Below are 17,710 nucleotides of genomic sequence, written 5' to 3'. Positions count from 1 at the left end.
GGGCTGGCACTCTTCTCTGTTGTAATACCTGGTCACGGAAGCACGAATATGAAACAAGCAGCGCCGGAAGTTTATTTTAGCGGCACGCAATTACAGCTCGCTCAGGCGATTGCTGAGCATAATCTGTCTGAGGTAAACGCCTTATCAAAGAGCACGGATTTAAATAAACCCGGCAGTCAGGAAATGACCCTACTGATGTATGCGCTGTTAGAGGCGACTAACGGCGATGCGAAATCGCTGGAGATTGTGACGACGCTTGTGAAGGCGGGCGCGGATCCGCTACAGGATATCCCGGATTTCGGCAGCCCGGCGGCGGTGATGGCGAGCTCAAACAACCCTGCCTATATCAAAGCGCTGATTGACGGTGGCCTTAGCCCTAACGCCATGACCAACTACCAGCCATTAATTTTTAACGCCGCCTCAGACAATTCGTTTGCCGTCCTGAAGTATTTATTATCGGCGGGTGCTGATGTTAATAAAACCGACAGTGCCGGTAAAACGGTATTAATGTCTGCACTGGCTGGCATGGAACTGGATCAGGTTGAGTATTTGCTGAATTATGGCGCTAACCCCAATATTGAAAACCAAAATGGCTTAAATTTTGGAAAGATGCTTTCAGATGTTATTGAGCGCGAAAAAGACAGTAATAAAAGAACCATCGATAAATTAGAAGAGATTCGTCAGCTTGCCATTCGCAAAGGGTTACACTGGCCCCCTGCTGATGACTGAATGAAATCTCACAATCATTATCGCTCCTGTTCGGGGCGATAATTTCATTCCTGACTTATATCTACGCTTTATTGCCTTTAATAGTAAATGCGTCTTTTTCTATGGCGCAAAATAAAGGTATTGCGGCAATATCTGAAAACAAAGTATTCGTTATATTTTTTCAGAGCGATAAAAATTTCAACATTCTGTTAAGAACACGCAATCCATCGCAGGGAATTTACATGGCGACAGGAAATACTATCGGAAAACTGCAATATGCGCCCGCGCCGAAAGGCAGCGTAAAAGCGGGCAGCGCCAACCCCCCGAAAAAGAAAAGCTGGTGGGGCGAGTGGGGCGATATTGTTCATACCGGGCTGGATATCATAGGCGCGGTGCCGGTGCTGGGCGTCGTGGCCGATGGCGCGAACGCGGCGATTTATGCCGCTGAAGGCGACTATGGCAACGCGGCGCTATCCGCGGCCTCAGCGGCGGCGAACTTTGTGCCCGGCGGCGGTGCGGCGTTCAAAGCCGGTAAGATGGCGGCCAAAGCCGGTAAAGCTTTAGAAGCGGCGAGCGCGACAAAAGGGCTGGTCAAAGAAACCGCGCAGTTTGTCGAAAAATCTGCCGTCAAAGCCGAACGAAAAGCCGCTAAAGAAGGCGCGGAAGATGCCGTAAAAGCGAAAAAAGCGGGCAGTGAGAAGGGCGGCAGCGATAAAGGCAAAGCCAAAAAAGAGACCGAGCCGTGCAAAATACCGAATACCGCAGGCGTGACGCCGCTCGTCGGGAGCCCGGTCAACGCTATTCTCGGTATTAAAATTCTTTTCGGGGATGAAGATAACGACTTCGCCTTCCCGGCGTCGGTCCCGCTCAACTGGCAGCGCTATTACTTCTCTGATGAAACCGGTAATGGCTGGCTCGGGCAGGGATGGTTTTTACCCCTCTCGCTGGAGGTTCGCGCGCAGGATGACGTGCTGTTGTTTATCGACGAGCAGGGGCGCGAAATCGAGTTCCCGTGGCCGGAGCCGGGACACCCGCCGAAACTGCACCGCTACGAACAGCTTTCGCTTTCGCAACCGCTGCCCGGCGAGTTCTGCATCGCGACCGCCGATGAAGCGAGACGCTGGCATTTTACGCATCAGGCGCAGCCGGGCCGCTGGCTGCTCTCAGCGATAAGCGACCGCCACGATAACCGGTTAACCCTGCATTACAACGCGCATCATCAGCCCGAGCAGGTTATCGACAGCGCCGGGCGGCGGTTCATTATTCATTTCACCCGGCTCGCGCTTGCCGGTGACGACACGGCAGACCGCATCACCGGCGTCAGCGTCTGTCACCCTTCCGACCCGCTCCATGCTGAAAACCTCTGCCGCTATGACTACTCGCCGCAGGGCGATTTAATCGCCGTCAGGAATGGCCAGGGTGAGGTGCTGCGTGAGTTCCGCTACCGTAACCACATGATGGTGGCGCATCGTCTCGCCGGTGAGATGGAGTGCTTCTACCACTACGACAAACATGACCCTTCCGGCAAAGTGCTGGCGCATCGCGACAGCCTGGGCGGTGAATGGCGGTTTGAATATGGCGCCGACAGCACGACGGTGACCGACGCGCTGGGGCGCGTCACGCGTTACGATTTTGACGATAACCATGAGCTGCTGGGCTACAAAGACGCGGCTGGCGGCTACACCCGGTTTCGTCGCAACGTGCGCGGGCAGATGACCCACTTCACCGATCCGGCAGGCAGAACCACGCGTTACCGCTACGATGAGCGCGGCAACTGCACCGCCGTTACCGGGCCGGACGGGCAGATGACGCGCATCGACTACCACGAACGCTGGAACCTGCCGGTGCGCGTCACCGATATGCAGGGCGGCACGCGGGAGTTCGCCTATGACGTGGCGGGCAACCTGATCCGCGAGATGGATGAGCTTGGCCGCATTACCGAATATAACCATGACGATCGCGGGAACCTGGTGCGCGTGCGCGATGCCGCATCAGGCATTCAGCGCCTCGTCTGGAACAGCGCCGATTTTCTTATCAGCCACACCGATTGCTCCGGGCGTACCACCACCTTCGGCTATGACAAATATGGCTGGCTGAAAGAACAGACGGACGCGGCGGGCAACCGCACGCTGATAAACAACCGGCAGGATGGTCTGCCGCGCAGCATTGTTCACCCGGATGGCGCGACGGAGACGTTTGAGTTTGACCGCTGGCAGCGTCTTACCGCCTGGCGGGACGCGCAGGGGCAGATGACGCAATGGCAACTGGCGCCGGATGGCCTGCCGCTGGCGCGTACCGATGCGCTGGGCCACCAGGTGAAATATGAATACGATCTGGCGCGCCGCCTGACCACGCTGGTTAACGAAAACGGCGCGCGCTACGAGATGGAATATGACGCGCGCGATTATCTGATCCGCGAAACCGGGTTTGATGGCTGCACCACGCGCTACCGTTACGATGCAGGCGGCTTCCCGACGGCGCGGGAGGAAGAAGGCAACGGAGACGGCAGCGTCATCCGCACGCATTACCAGCGTGACGACGCCGGACGGCTGGTGGAAAAACTGGTGGCGCGCGGCGGCGAGGCGCAGTGGCAGCGCACGCGTTACTGGTATGATTCACTTGGGCGGCTGATTGCCGGCATCAACCACGGCGGGCGCGTGGAGCTGGAGTGGGATGCCGCCGGGCAGCTGACGCTTGAGCGCAACCTCATTCGCGGCGTCAGCCATGAGCTACGTCATCAGTACGATGAGCTCGGCAACCGCACCGTCACCACCCTGCCGGATGGCCGCGAGCTGAAAAACTTCTACTACGGCAGCGGCCACCGTATTCAGGTGAACCTCGGCAGCCGGGTTATCAGCGAAAGCGAGCGCGACGTGCTGCACCGGGAAGTTCGCCGCACGCAGGGCACCCTCAGCAGCGAGTATGTGCATGATGAGATGGGGCGGCTGGTCAGCCAGCGCGCCGGGCGCAACGGGAAAATCGCGGTGGCGCGTGATTACGCCTGGCGGCGCGACGGCCAGCTGTTGCAGATGGTGGATAAATACACCGGCGAGCATCGCTACGACTACGATGCGCTGGGCCGCCTGACCCGCGCCCGCGATGAGCATTTCGCCTTCGACCCGGCCCATAACCTCCTGAGCGACACCGCTGCGGCGCCGCTGCACGACAACCGCCTGCGAGTTTATGAGGACAAACGCTGGGAGTATGACAACTTCGGCAACGTCACTACCAAACTGACGGCGCGGCACACGCAGCAGCAGTTCCGCTGGAACGCGGAGCATCAGCTGGCGGAAGCCGTCACGGTGCGTAACGGCGCAGAGCAGCGCACCACGTATGGCTATGATGCCTTCGGCAGACGCAGCTGGAAGCAGGACGCCTTCGGCGTGACGACCTTTGTGTGGGACGGCAACCGCCTGCTGAGTGAAACGCGCGGCGGGCACAGCCATCTCTGGATTTACGAAGACGACAGCTTCGCGCCGCTGGCGAAAATCAGCCTTCGCAGGGGCGACACCGAACACGACGCAGAGGTGTACTGGTATCACAACGATGTATCCGGCATGCCGCGCGAGCTGACGGGCGCGGGCGGTGAAATCGCCTGGCGGGCCGAATACCGCGCGTGGGGCAATACGCTACGCGTTGAGCATATCGCAACCCGGACCGGCGAGCCGGTATATCAGCCGTTACGCTACCAGGGGCAGTATTTCGATGCCGAGACGGGTTTGCACTATAACCGTTTCCGCTACTATGATCCTGACGCGGGGCGCTTTATCAGCCAGGACCCGATAGGGCTCGCGGGCGGGATAAATCTTTACCAGTATGCGCCGAACCCGCTGGTGTGGGTGGATCCGCTGGGGTTGGCCTTTAGACATGTACCTTTGACAGAAGGCGTGGTTTACAGGCAAGGTAGTAATACGCCAGCTAACATGACTCCCAGACCAGGAAAAGATACGAACCCGTTAAAAAAACCTGGGTTGAGCACAACAATAGAAAAACCCTCTGGTAAATCGATACCTCTTGATGTGGCTAAATTAAATGAAGCCGGTTTCGATGTGATACAAGATGATATCGATCATGCATCCGTTAGGCCTAAAGGTGATGCTGATTTGAATAAACTAAATGATTGGGCGAACAGCCGCCCCGGAATAGTCGATGGCGGTAGTGGACCCATTCATGAAAACACTAATAAAGTCAGGAAATGTATTTTATGAGAAAAGAACTCTATCAATCCGTAATTAATGTAATTCTTCAAAAGTTGTCTTTTTATGACTTCGTTTTTAGCTCTTATGATGAAGTGTGTTTAATAGATATAGGGTGTAGATCAAAATCAGATAATCGCACTTTGTATCTTAGCTTATTATTGAAATCTGACTTGGTTGTGGATGATAAACCGGATGAAATTGTATACGAAATAATGTGTATTAAAGACAATTCACACTCCATTTGTATATCTGCTGATTTAACCTATGGTGATGGCGCTTATCATAAAAAGTGGGATAGAATTTTGATAGATGAATCGGGCAATATAAATAATGTTTTTGATGATTTTTTTTCAGGGGTAGAAAGTGAAATCACCATGATGATTTCTTCTGTTACAAAAATATAAATAGTCTTGTTAAACTTGTGCTTTTTCGGTAGAGGTTATTACGTGTTTATTTAAAAGAGGTGCAATGTATTGTTAATTATTTTTACTTTCATTATTTTTAAAATAAACATATGCATTAATAATGATTTTTAACAGCTAAATTCAACTGGCGTGGATTGCCCGAAACATGAAACTTTTAGAACAAGAAATTAAAGCTTTATTAAATAAAAATGCCAAGGAACGATATGTATATTTCGTAAAAAAAGTGGTTGACTGGGAGTGTGCATGGTCTTTAGGCGATGAATCAGGTTATGCAACCACAGAAGATAACAAAGCACAAACATCACTGCCTCTTTGGCCAGCGAAAGAGTACGCTCAGGAATGTGCAATAAATGAATGGAAAAACCTTTCAGTAAAGAAGGTTCACCTGAACGAACTTCTTGATGAGCTGCTTCCCCAATTAATTGATGATGAGATTGATATAGCGGTTTTTATGGCACCCAATGAAACCTGCGTCCCTGTGCTATCAGCCATGAATGTATTAACCGATTTATTGAAAGAGTGCGAGAAATATAAATAATTAGAAAGGGAAGTAGTCCAATAATCTGGATGCGAGAGCAGTAAAAATGCGTAGGCTTAATAATCTGTTAATTAACAGGATGTCAGGATGATTTCACGAAATTATTCGAATGCTATTATTTCTCTTCTATCGCTTTGCTCCGAATCTACTTTAAACTCTTGGTCTTTCCAACAGCAAAATTTAATTGTTAATCTAGCAACTTATAATGATGAGAAACTGATTATTACAATAAAAACTGATACGGTTCAATCCGCGAACATATCAACAAATACTATTTTAAATACATGCATGCTAAAGATAACTGATATGCATGAGATGCTTGAAACCAGTAATGGTTACTATATTCAACCAAAAAGATTCTGTGATTTAATGAAACAGTGTGAAAGCAGTTACTCTCTGTTTTACGGCAGGAACAAGACCTTTCGATATCGTCTTGCATTTATAGGTAGCATCACTTTTCTAAGTTGCCCTGTAAGTTCTTTAGAGCATTGTATAAATTGGGTGTCAACATAACTCCAGCAATTTTTAAAGTTATTGTTTGAACGTTGATATTTATTTCGGCTTCTTCCTCGTTTGAATAAGCGGGATGACTTTCTTCGTATAGTCAGTATGAAAATAGAGGTTCTATATGTCTCTGGATTTCTTTGCAAGCGAGCACCAGAGTTTGATTAGTAAAGACACGCCTTGTTATTGCATGGATGAAAAGATTCATAAAGAAATATTTTCCTCACTCAAGGCTAACGAATCATATAAAATACTTTCCAGATTCAAAGATTATTATCATGATTGTATTATTCTTTTTAATCAACTGGATACATTGTTGATAGAATTAAAAGATGTTAATGTCGATGATGATTTAGCTCATGAACAAATCATTAACTTTATTGATTTTATAAATAGTGCGAAGAAACACAGGCATAACATATATGCATATAGCGACTAGTAAAATTATTACGGCTGTTAATGAAAATATTATTATAAAATGGATCATATAACTCTATATCCAGTTCATATTTAAATTTAGCTCTCATGAAGGATAGTTTATGAAGAACGAAATGGATTTCGCTTTTTATTTACCGATAGTTGATGGTTTGCTACAGGGGGGGAATAACCTTTCCACTAAATTTGATTATTTTTATTGCAATGATGGAACAGTCCAACTCTTTTTTAGTAAAAGTGAAGATGAAACTTTTTGCGAGTGGGATTTGAATCTTCAACCTGAAGATCCCCATTATAAATCTAACCCTGACTCGATAATACTTTTAAAAAATAAATTCCCTCTTTTGAGCGTCTATGATGAACAAGTTTTCCATCATATCATTTTTGCGATTAACTCGATTACAACGGTGCCGAAATTAACAAAACACAATTCTATAAATGCATTTATGAAGTTATATTGTTTTTTTCAGTTATCAAATAGCAGAAGAGATGAAAGAAATTCGGCTCCAGAGATAAATAATAATAACTTTTTATTCCGACTTTTCATGTTCACACACCCTGTGAATGAAGAAACTTTAAATGCGTTCACGTTAGACAATTCAGGTAAGATCGTTCATATCCCCTCAGGCATATTGTTAAGAGATTATGCATCAGCGTATTACGATTATTTTATAGAGCACTATGACCAACTATCTTCGCAGATAGTAATTGAAGCCAAGGAGATTGAAGCGGCTAAGATACTCCATCTTTCTCTGGTAGATATAATTGAAATGGGGAGCTCTAACTTGAAAATACCCGCCCCAGCACTGCGGGTTGACATGAAATTAATCAATGACGCGCTTTTTTTTACAAAGGTTTACTCTGACGACAGAGAACGTATAGTGCGTACTATTACCACCTTTCTACAAGGAAAAAATACTCACGAGGAGACGTGCCTGAACTTCCTTTTGCAAAACTTCGTGGTTTATATTCTACGTATGGATTTTAAGGAAATATATAACCTGTTAAATTCATTCTCGCAGGCAGAGCAAAAACAGCTACTTATCAATCAACTCTTCAAACGAGCTACATTCATTAAATGGATAATGGATGAGAAAAGTATTTCTTTTGATAGAATTAAAGATATAACCTGCTTTTTTGATGACGAAGCGAAGAAGATGTACAGGATCTAATTTTCAGGTTATAAAATCATTAACGACGTTCGATTTGTCTCCACGATGTTGATGTTTGGAACACCTGGAAACGTGTCTATGGAGGCGTATTTGACAAGCAAAAGTGAATTCATAAAAGTCACGTTTCGTCTTATTCAGGATGAGGACGGCTATCCGCCGGTATCTTATGAATCGGTTTGGTTGCAAAGAAATAGTAATGGCGAGTATGAACTTGATAACATACCCCTCTATATCTATGGCGTCAGTAAAGGCGATGTGATTACTTTTCAAAAAAGCAATGATGAGTATGTGGTTAGTGGAATAGCAAAGCGAAAAGGGCATTCTACACTGCGTATTTATATTAATGAGGCGCAGCAGAAAGAGATCGTGATTTCTGCGTTACAGAGCCTGGGCGGACATATTGGCACTTCAGCATCCGCCGCATTATTTAGCCTCGATATACCCAGTGATATTCCTTTTTTACGTATTGATGCATTTTTGAAAAGTAAATATGACGACGGAATTCTTGATTACGAGGACGCCTGCCTTCAGCATGGCGATATAGATCCAATAAGAGTGAGCGAATGCGAGAGTGTGTTTAACATCGCCTGTACAACGCCCTGACGGACAAGGCGACGGGTATGCCAGAGATTTTAAAGCCATTTGTATCACTCACGTCCGAGCGTAAAGATACAACAGTGGTATGCTTCTCAGATAACCATTTTAAGCAAATTGATTCAGGAAACGTTTTCAGCGCTATATGCAGATTTACGGCATGGTTTGAGTGCCGGATGACGACGCGCTTTCAGGCTCTTCAGCGATGAGCCACCTTAATACATACAGAGTAAACATGGGAATAAATAAAACTACCGTTGCCGTCGCCTTCCTGGTGGCGTTGAACTCTGCCAGTGCCGTGGCTGATATGCGCCCGGCTTCGCTGTGGGATTTTATTACCGTGATGCGCTCATCCTTAGCGGATATCAATGTCGCGACGCTTAACCGCGCGCCTTTAAAATTTCATCTCATCTCGCAGAACGAGTACATCAATTTTTACGGCGCTGACGATGTCGCGTTTGCGGCGGCGGGAAGGGCTACGGATATTGAATTAAGGCTCAGTAGAGATCCGCAGGAGAAAACGCTGCTATGGATATCGCACTGGCAGGGCCCGTGCCTGACGCTTAGTGAAATCAAAAAGCACTACCCGACGCTCACAATTACAGACACCCCACGCGGCCACTCGGAAAACGAAGTGACCAGCTACACCACGCCTGCCGGTGCGTCTGGCGAGGCCGTGACGTTCAGCTTCACCGTCAAAGTGCCTTATTGCCTGAGCGATGTCATTATTAGCCGGGGGGCGTAACGGCGGGCGCGCGTGCCAGCGGTATCGATTCGGCGTAATGCGTGCGCATAAAACCCCTCAACACCCATCGCCACACGCCGCAGACGTATCCGTCTCACCGCTCCAAAACGCGCCTCGCCATACAATGAGCGGTAAAATAAGCCGGTATTTTCCCGACCCACCATAATTAGGGGTTCCCTTAAGTGAAATATTATTCTTTCTTATAAAGAACCCTTTCGCTGTGCGGTATTGCAAAGCTAAACCTCTTTCCTTTATGAATATTTCAGCGCGTTATTAATGACACGTTCTATAAAAACCTCCCGCCTTTATTCCGATTTTATCCCAGCTTTCAACTCGACCAAATATTGGAATAGGAATAGTCTGCATATGAAAAACAATGGCGGTTTTTTGCCGGGCGACTTATTGGTATATTTACACAGCGAGCGCGCGTCGGTTTCTATAACCCCTAATAGCCGCTTCGTTATCTGACATTTCCTGATACGACTGGCCGCAGGCGACGTGTACGACACGAGCGTACCTGCGTCGGCGGTAGCCGTAGCCGTATTATGAAATTTCATGCAACCTGCGACGTGAATTAACTAAAACTGCAAAGTGTTTCTGGCAGAGTGTCTCCTGCGCTGTCAGAGCCCTGAAAATAGTGCGTCATTTGCTGCTGTGCTGTGATTGATGTAGAGCATAGCCTGCTGGACTCCGGCTCTGGTTTGCACCGCACAGACACATAGGGATGGAAGTTATGCTCAACCGAATCACCGTTCAGCTCCCGGTCGAGGGGCTGCTTTTCTGGAAACTCTCCGGGCGCGAGTCGCTGTCGGAGCCGTTTTTATTCACCCTGACGCTGCTCGGCACGGATGCACGCGCCGAGCGCAGCGCGCTGCTGGGCCAGCCGGTGACGGTGACCATCCCGACGCAGGCGCTGATGACGCCGCGCTACCTCAACGGCAAGGTGACCCGCGTGGCGGTGAGCGCGGTGGAGATGTCGGGCACGCGGTACGCGGCGTATGAGCTGACGGTGGAGCCGGACCTGTGGCCGATGCAGCGCGACCGCAACCTGCGTATCTTCCAGGGCCAGACGGTGCCGCAGATAGTCAAAACGCTGCTGGGCGAGAGCCGGGTGAACGTCGAGGAGCGGCTGTCGGGGAGCTACCGGGTGTGGGAGTACTGCGTGCAGTACCAGGAGAGCAGCCTGGACTTTATGAGCCGCCTGCTGGAACTGGAGGGCATCACCTACCACTTCCGCCACGAGCAGGACCGCCACACGCTGATTCTCACCGACGCCCCCGGCCAGTACGAACCGTTCCCGGGTTACGAGACCATTCCGTACCACGTGACGCCGTCGGGCGGCACCACGGACGAAGAGGGTATCAGCCAGTGGGCGCTGGAGGACAGCGTGACGCCGGGCATCTACAGCCTGGACGACTACGACTTCCGCAAGCCGAACGCGTGGCTGTTCCAGGCGCGGCAGAACCCGAAATCGCCGCAGCCGGGGAGCATCGACGTCTACGACTGGCCGGGGCGCTTTGTGGAGCACGGCCACGGGGAGTTTTACGCCCGCATCCGCCAGGAGCGGTGGCAGGTGGAGCACCGCCAGACGCAGGGCACGGCGACGGCGCTGGGTATCGCGCCGGGGCACACCTTTGTGCTGCGCAACGCGCCGTTCTTCGGCGACAACGGGGAGTACCTGACCACGGTTGCGCACTACCACTTCGAGGAGAACCGCTACGCGAGCGGGGCGGACAGCAACACCATCCACGAGACGCGCTTTGAGGTGATACCGGCGGACGTGCCGTACCGCCCGGCGCAGAAGACGCCGTGGCCGCGCACGTACGGCCCGCAGACGGCTAAAGTGGTGGGCCCGCAGGGCGAGAGCATCTGGACGGACAAATACGGCCGGGTGAAGGTGAAGTTCCACTGGGACCGTCTGTCGAAGGGCGACGACACCAGCTCAAGCTGGGTGCGCGTGTCGAGCGCGTGGGCGGGCCAGGGCTTCGGCGGGGTGCAGATACCGCGCGTGGGCGACGAGGTGGTGGTGGACTTCATCAACGGCGACCCGGACCGCCCGCTGATAACCGGTCGCGTGTACAACGAAGCGAGCATGCCGCCGTGGGCATTGCCGGCGGCGGCAACGCAGATGGGCTTTTTAAGCCGCTCGAAGGACGGCTCGCCGGACAACGCCAACGCCCTGCGCTTTGAGGATAAAGCGGGTGAGGAGCAGGTGTGGATCCAGGCCGAGCGCAATCTTGATACGAAAGTGAAAAAAGATGAGACCCACAGTGTCGGTGGCTCGCAAATACTTGCCATTAAGCAGGATTACACCGGCAAGGTGGAAGGCAAACACGAACACGCCATCCAGATGACGCGCAACGAACTGGTGGGTGGGCAGTACGACATCAAAGGCCAGGGCACGGTGACCGTTTCTTCCGCGACCGGCATCCGTCTGGTCACGGGCGATACGGTACTGGAGCTGGGTGCGAACGGCGAGGTCAATCTTTACTGCTCGAAATTCGCGATCAACGCCAGCGGCACAGGACAAATCAATACCGGCGGCACGCTTGATCTCAACCTCAAGGATCCGGACAAAGCGCCAAACGTCGCGCCGACGCCCGCAGACATTCAGAACGAAGTGGCAAAAACATTTAACCCCGACGGAGAAGGGCAGGCATGAGCGACGTGAAATATACGCTATCAGAAGGGACGCTGACGCTGCCGGAAGCCGTACAGGATCGCAGCATGACAATATTGTCACTGCCGAAAGCGGGCGCGTCGCTGGTGCTGACCCGCGCGTGGGACGTGAAGCCTGGCGACGAAGAGGCGTACCTGAAAAGCCAGGTCGCCAAAATCAAACGCGACATGAAGAAGTTTACCGGCGGCGAGGTGCAGGACACCCAGGTCGGTGGCCGGCCCGCACAGGAAGTCGCCATGCGCTTTGAAAACCACGGCGTGACGGTTCATGAACAGCTGGCGACCACGATGCTGGACGACCATCTGCTGGTGATGGCGATGAGCCGCACCGCGCCGTTTGATGAAGACGCGCTGGCGTTATGGGAATCCATTAAAGCGGGTCTGGAGTTTACGCCTGGAGAGGGAGCATAAGCGTGTCCGAACCGTTAGCTGCCCGTTATCAGGACCCGCTCATCCACAGCTCTCTGCTCGCCGACGTTGTCAGCGGTGTGGTCGAAGGGGCCATCTGTCTTGCCGCGTTTACGGCGGGTATGGCGATGATGACGACCGGGCTTGGCACGGTCGCGGGCGTTGTACTGATTGCCGCGGTTTTTACCAGCGGCGTCGCGGAAGACGCAGGCGATCTGGTCGGCCAGGGGGTCGATGCCGTGCTGGATTTCTTCGGCTGGCGTGGGCCGCCGGATGCCATTATCACCAGCGGCTCGCACAATGTTCATATCATGGATCTCCCTGCCGCCCGTGCGGCGGGTACGGTCGATCATGATTATCTCAATACGCCTATCCCGGCAGAGAGCTTTGCCGATAAGGCGAAGGCGTTCGCGATAAACACGGCGGTGACCATTCTCGAAGTGGCGCAGTTTACGCTGCACCCGCTTGATAATCTGGCGGCGGGAGCCAACGGGATTGCCAGCAGCGGCTGGCAGGGCGTGAAAAATTTCGCGGGCAGCGTCTGGGATAACTTAACCCAGCCGGTCGTGGCGGGGGCCAGCCCTTTTGCTAAAGAAGCGCCGCTGGATACCGTCGAATGCACCAAAGGCCATACGGTCACTGGCGGTAACTTCCTGGCGGAAGGTTCGAAAAAAGTGCTGATCAACGGTCAGCCCGCGTGCCGTGACGGCGATCGCAGCACCTGCGAAGCAAAGATAAAAGTTAAAGAAAACACGCGCGTGCGCATCGGCGGCGAGAGCATTGTGGTGCGCGATATCCGCAGCGGCAAAAATTTCTGGGCGCGGCTTATCGGTAACGCTATCGGCAGTCTCGGGCCTGGGATCGTGCGCAACCTCAGCGCAGGCTTACTGAAGACCCTCTTCAGCCGCCAGATACTCAAAGCGTTTTGCTGTCAGCTTGCCGCCGATCTCGCAATGGGATTAACCACGCTCGGGCTGATCCAGGCCGGGAAAGTCGGCAGTGAAGCGCGCCATACGCAGCACCCTGTCGATATCGCCAGCGGCGCGAAAATCCTCGCGGGCGGCGAAGACCGCGATTTCACGCTGGAAGACCGTATTCCGCTCATCTGGCAGCGCATCTACAACAGCCGTAATCTCGCGACCGGTATGCTCGGCACCGGCTGGCTGCTGCCGTTTGAAACCCGCTTCTTCCGCCTTGAGGACAATACGTTTATCTGGCGCGACATGTCGGGCCGCGATCTGGGCTTTGGCGAGCTGAACCCCGGCGACGTGGTGGATTATCTCGAAGACGGTATCACGCTCTATTACACCGTGACCGGTACGCTGATGCTCCAGATGGCGAGCGGTGAATACCATGTCTACGAGCCAGACCCGACGAGCCCTGGCGAATGGCGTCTGTTTCGCATCTACGATCGCCACGAGAACTGCCAGTACTACAGCTGGGACGAGCACGGCAGGCTGGTGCGTATTTCCAGCGACAACGAGGCGCTGGATGTCGAGCTTGCTTATGAGAACGCGCATGGCCGTCTCGCCAGCGTGCATCAGGTTTGCGCCGGCGAGCGCCGCCTGCTGGTGACTTACGGCTATAACGAACACGGCCAGCTAACCGACGTGACCGACGCCGACGGCATCGTCACGCGCCGCTTCGGCTGGGACCGCGCCAGCGACATGATGGGCTGGCACAGCTACTCCACCAACCTCAGCGTGCATTATCAGTGGCAGCCCGCCGCCGATGCGCCCAACTGGCGCGTGTGCAGTTATCAGGTGCTGGATGACCAGGATAACGTGCTGGAGCGCTGGCGCATCGACGCCGACGAGGCGAAACGCTGCGCGACGGTGAGCTGCGACGCGGGCTTCTCAACGCGCCACTGCTGGGATTTCCTCTACCGCATCACCGAGTTTACCGACCGCAACGGCGGCGTGTGGCGCTACGAGTGGGCGGACTACGCCGAACTGCTGAAGGCGGCCACCACGCCGGACGGCAGCCGCTGGGAATATGGCTACGACGAGCACGGCAACCTGACGGAAGTGCGCGACCCGCTCGGCAACAGCACGTTCACCACCTGGCACCCGGTATTCGCGTTCCCGCTGAAGGAAGTGCTGCCGGACGGCGGCACCTGGCAGTATGAGTACAACGCGCGCGGGGACGTGGTCTCGCTCACCGACCCGAAAGGCGGCGTGACGCGCTTTGAGTGGAACGAGCAGGGCGACCTCGTTAAGCAGACGGACGCGCTGGAGAACACGCACCGTTTCTGGTGGAACGAGCGCGGACAGCTGGTGCGCGACGAGGACTGCTCCGGCAACCAGAGCCACCGGCTGTACGACGCGGCGGGGCGACCGCTGAGCGCGGCCGATGCCGAAGGCAACACCGACCGCTGGACGCTCACCGCGGCGGGGCGTCTGCGCACCTGGCGGCGGGCGGACGGCCGCGAGACGCACTACGAATATGACAGCGCCGGGCTGCTGTGCGGGCAGGACGATGACGGGTTGCGCGAGCGCAAAGTCACGCGCAACGCGCGCGGGCAGGTGGTGAGCGCCGCCGACCCGGCGGGCCACCTCACGCGCCTGCGCTACGACCGCTTCGGCCGCCTGACGACGCTGATTAACCCGAACCGCGAGAGCTGGCGCTTTGAGTATGACGCCACGGGCCGGCTGACGGGCCAGCGCGACTACGCGGGCCGCCTGACGGAGTACCGACACGACGCGCTGGGCCAGGTGACGGAGGTGATTCGCCATCCGCTGCCGGGCAGCGGAGAGGCGCCGCTGGTCACCGCGTTTGAGTATGACGTGCTGGGGCGCCTGACTGCGCGGGAAACCGCCGACCACCGCACCGAGTACCGCCACGACACGCTGTCGCTGGAAATCCGCCGCGCCACCCGCGCCGAATGGCGCAGCGCGCTGCTGGAAGAGCGGGAGCCTGAATGGGATGCTGTGCTCATCTTCACCCGCAACGCGGCGGGCGAGCTGGTGAGCGAGGAGAACCACGGCGGGAAATTTGAGTACGAGTACGACGCGCTGGGCAACCTCAGCAGCACGCGGTTCCCGGACGGTCGCGAGCTGGCCAGCCTGCGCTACGGCACCGGGCACCTGCTGGAGATGCAGCTGCGCCACGGCGGGGCGACGCACACGCTGGCGGCGTACGGTCGTGACCGCCTGCACCGGGAAATCTCCCGCAGCCAGGGCGCGCTCTCGCAGGAAACGCGCTACGACACCGCAGGACGCGTCACGCAGCGCACGGTGCTGGACGCCCGCCGCGAGCTGGTGTTTGAACGCCGCTACCGGTGGGACCGCACCGACCAGATAGTCCAGCAGATACACACCGACGCGACGCCCGCCACGCCGGGCGAGAAGTACAGCCAGTACCTGTGGGGCTACGACGCCGCAGGCCAGGTCACAAAAGCCGTCGAACCGCAGAAAGAAGAGCGCTTCTTCTGGGACCCGGCAGGCAACCGCACGGAAGAGCACCGCAACCCGGTGTGGCACAACCTGCTGCTGCGGCTCGACGGGCTGAAGCTCGATTATGACGGGTTCGGGCGGCTCACGCGCCGTCAGGATAAAAACGGCGTGGTGCAGCATTTCACGTATGACGATGAGCAGCGGGTGAAGGAAATCACCTTCACCGGTCATGCCGAGTTCAGAAAGGTCGAATACCGCTACGACCCGCTGGGGCGCAGGACGCACAAGATTCTGTGGCGTTACGCTGAGAAAGACCCGGAAACCATTCGTTTCGACTGGCAGGGGTTACAGCTCGCCGGTGAACAGAGCGACCGCGAGCCGGACCACTACGTCCAGTACATCTACACCGAGGGCAGCTACGAGCCGCTGGCGCGCGTCGACAGCGTCTTCGACGACTGCGAGATTTACTGGTACCACACCGAACTCAACGGCCTGCCGGAGCGGGTAACGGACGCCGACGGCCAGACCGTCTGGCGCGGGCAGTTCAGTACGTGGGGCAAAACGGAGCGCGAGCTCAGCGTACCGCAGTGGCAGGTGCCGCAGAACCTGCGCTTCCAGGGCCAGTATCTCGACCGCGAGAGCGGCCTGCACTACAACCTGTTCCGCTACTACGACCCGGTCGCGGGGCGTTACACCCAGATGGACCCGATAGGGTTAGCGGGCGGGATTAATACCTATTCTTACGTAGGTGATCCGCTGGTGTGGGTGGATCCGTTGGGGTTGGCAGGATGCTCTACAACCCTTGGTAAAAATATGATGCAAAAAATGGGGCTGTCTCGTTCCACTTCCTGGAAAGGCTATCAAGCGCATCATATAATTCCAAAAGAGCTGGCTAATCATCCAGCGTTAAAAAAGATAAATTATTATATAGATGACGCCGGCAATGGGATTTTTTTGCGTAAAGCAGACGATGCTACAAGTGCTATGTCTAGACATCAAGGCAACCATCATGGTTATACCGACGCCATTAGCGATGCTCTCAATAGAATTGACTTAAATCAGTCGAAAAAAGCAATCACGCAGCAAGTAAATGATATCCAAAATACAGCTAGAAAAGCGATGGAAAACGGTACACCTATACGCTCTAAAGACATGTATAACAGAGACATTTTTGGACCAGATACAGAGAAGCTCGGTAGGGCGCGCGTCTATAATTTGTGGACTAATATATTGAGGTGAATATGCAAGTTGATGTGGCCATTTACATGGAACCTATGTTGTTTTCCCGCAATCCTGAATTTCTTGCTGGAAGCGATGGAGATGTATTAAAATTAAAAAATATTAATGATGAGAAGTTGGCTTTGCATCTTCTTTTTGATCAAGACTTGCCTAAAGAGTATATAGTATGGAGTGATTTCTTTGCTGAGATTACTTCTGAATTGTTTTTAAATCCGCTTTATAAAGAATCACAGGAAGCTATTAAAGATCAAATGATGATTTCAAAAGGGGATGCATTGAAAGAAAATATCAGAAAACGGAAAGCATATCTTTTAAAGAAAAAAATGGGTCTTGCGGAAAACAAAAGATATGAGGATTTTATTAGTGAGGTTAGTGACGAGGCAATATATATGTTGAGTATGATTTCTACTCAACGATATATTAGTGGAGTTATATTGGGCTCGCCCCTTGAAGAAGTTTATGAGATATTTAAAACTGGATGTATGCCTTGTGGTGTTAAAAAAAACAAGGATATTGTAGTATTCAATCCTGCTGTTTTGAAGTGATGCCAATTTCGCTTTATTAAATGCATTGCCTTACCTAAGGCAATGCATTTTTATACGGTTAACTCTGTAGTTTTATGTTTTCAAGAAGAGTTCTTTAGTTGGCAATATTAAATCCACATTTGTA

At 53.1% G+C, this 17,710-nt stretch carries 11 protein-coding genes; all 11 read left to right on the top strand.

The features are described from left to right. The first annotated feature begins 48 nt into the window (after positions 1–48). The 11 genes from AFK63_RS17995 to AFK63_RS17940 all read left to right on the top strand — a co-directional run bounded on the left by AFK63_RS17995 (position 49) and on the right by AFK63_RS17940 (position 17,586). Positions 49–729 (top strand): ankyrin repeat domain-containing protein, encoded by a 681-nt coding sequence (locus tag AFK63_RS17995; protein WP_038866197.1) that lies wholly within the window; start codon positions 49–51, stop codon positions 727–729. A 221-nt stretch (positions 730–950) separates the two neighbouring features. Continuing rightward, a complete protein-coding gene (locus AFK63_RS17990; protein ID WP_053531599.1) occupies positions 951–4,916 on the top strand; it encodes an RHS repeat-associated core domain-containing protein in 3,966 nt (1,321 codons plus the stop codon). Next, the gene (locus tag AFK63_RS17985) at positions 4,913–5,311 is read left to right on the top strand and encodes a hypothetical protein (RefSeq protein ID WP_038866186.1); all 399 of its coding nucleotides are present in this window, start codon (positions 4,913–4,915) and stop codon (positions 5,309–5,311) included. Before AFK63_RS17990 ends, AFK63_RS17985 begins: the two co-directional genes overlap by 4 nt. 166 nt (positions 5,312–5,477) lie before the next feature. Next, positions 5,478–5,870: a DUF2750 domain-containing protein gene (locus AFK63_RS17980; protein ID WP_038866184.1), complete on the top strand. Its 393-nt coding sequence runs from the start codon at positions 5,478–5,480 to the stop codon at positions 5,868–5,870. Positions 5,871–6,913: 1,043 nt separating this feature from the next. Next, positions 6,914–7,981: a hypothetical protein gene (locus tag AFK63_RS21690; RefSeq protein ID WP_236613127.1), complete on the top strand. Its 1,068-nt coding sequence runs from the start codon at positions 6,914–6,916 to the stop codon at positions 7,979–7,981. A 90-nt stretch (positions 7,982–8,071) separates the two neighbouring features. Beyond that, a complete protein-coding gene (locus tag AFK63_RS17965) occupies positions 8,072–8,584 on the top strand; it encodes a DUF4265 domain-containing protein (RefSeq protein WP_236613126.1) in 513 nt (170 codons plus the stop codon). A gap of 298 nt (positions 8,585–8,882) precedes the next feature. Further along, entirely contained in the window at positions 8,883–9,320 is a 438-nt protein-coding gene (locus tag AFK63_RS17960) for a hypothetical protein (protein WP_236613128.1), read from the top strand. A gap of 733 nt (positions 9,321–10,053) precedes the next feature. Further along, entirely contained in the window at positions 10,054–11,982 is a 1,929-nt protein-coding gene (locus AFK63_RS17955) for a type VI secretion system Vgr family protein (protein WP_053531598.1), read from the top strand. Beyond that, entirely contained in the window at positions 11,979–12,410 is a 432-nt protein-coding gene (locus AFK63_RS17950; protein ID WP_038866164.1) for a DcrB-related protein, read from the top strand. Before AFK63_RS17955 ends, AFK63_RS17950 begins: the two co-directional genes overlap by 4 nt. Positions 12,411–12,412: 2 nt before the next feature. Continuing rightward, positions 12,413–17,041 carry an RHS repeat-associated core domain-containing protein gene (locus AFK63_RS17945; protein WP_071882538.1) on the top strand — a complete coding sequence of 1,543 codons (4,629 nt, stop codon included), beginning with the start codon at positions 12,413–12,415 and terminating at the stop codon, positions 17,039–17,041. Between the two features lie 2 nt (positions 17,042–17,043). Continuing rightward, positions 17,044–17,586 carry a hypothetical protein gene (locus AFK63_RS17940; protein ID WP_038861128.1) on the top strand — a complete coding sequence of 181 codons (543 nt, stop codon included), beginning with the start codon at positions 17,044–17,046 and terminating at the stop codon, positions 17,584–17,586. Positions 17,587–17,710 lie beyond the last annotated feature (124 nt).

Origin of the sequence: Cronobacter muytjensii ATCC 51329 (genome assembly GCF_001277195.1) — a bacterium.
Taxonomy (GTDB): domain Bacteria; phylum Pseudomonadota; class Gammaproteobacteria; order Enterobacterales; family Enterobacteriaceae; genus Cronobacter; species Cronobacter muytjensii.
The sequence above is the reverse complement of the archived record's forward strand: the minus strand, read 5'-3'. Positions and strand labels throughout refer to the sequence as shown.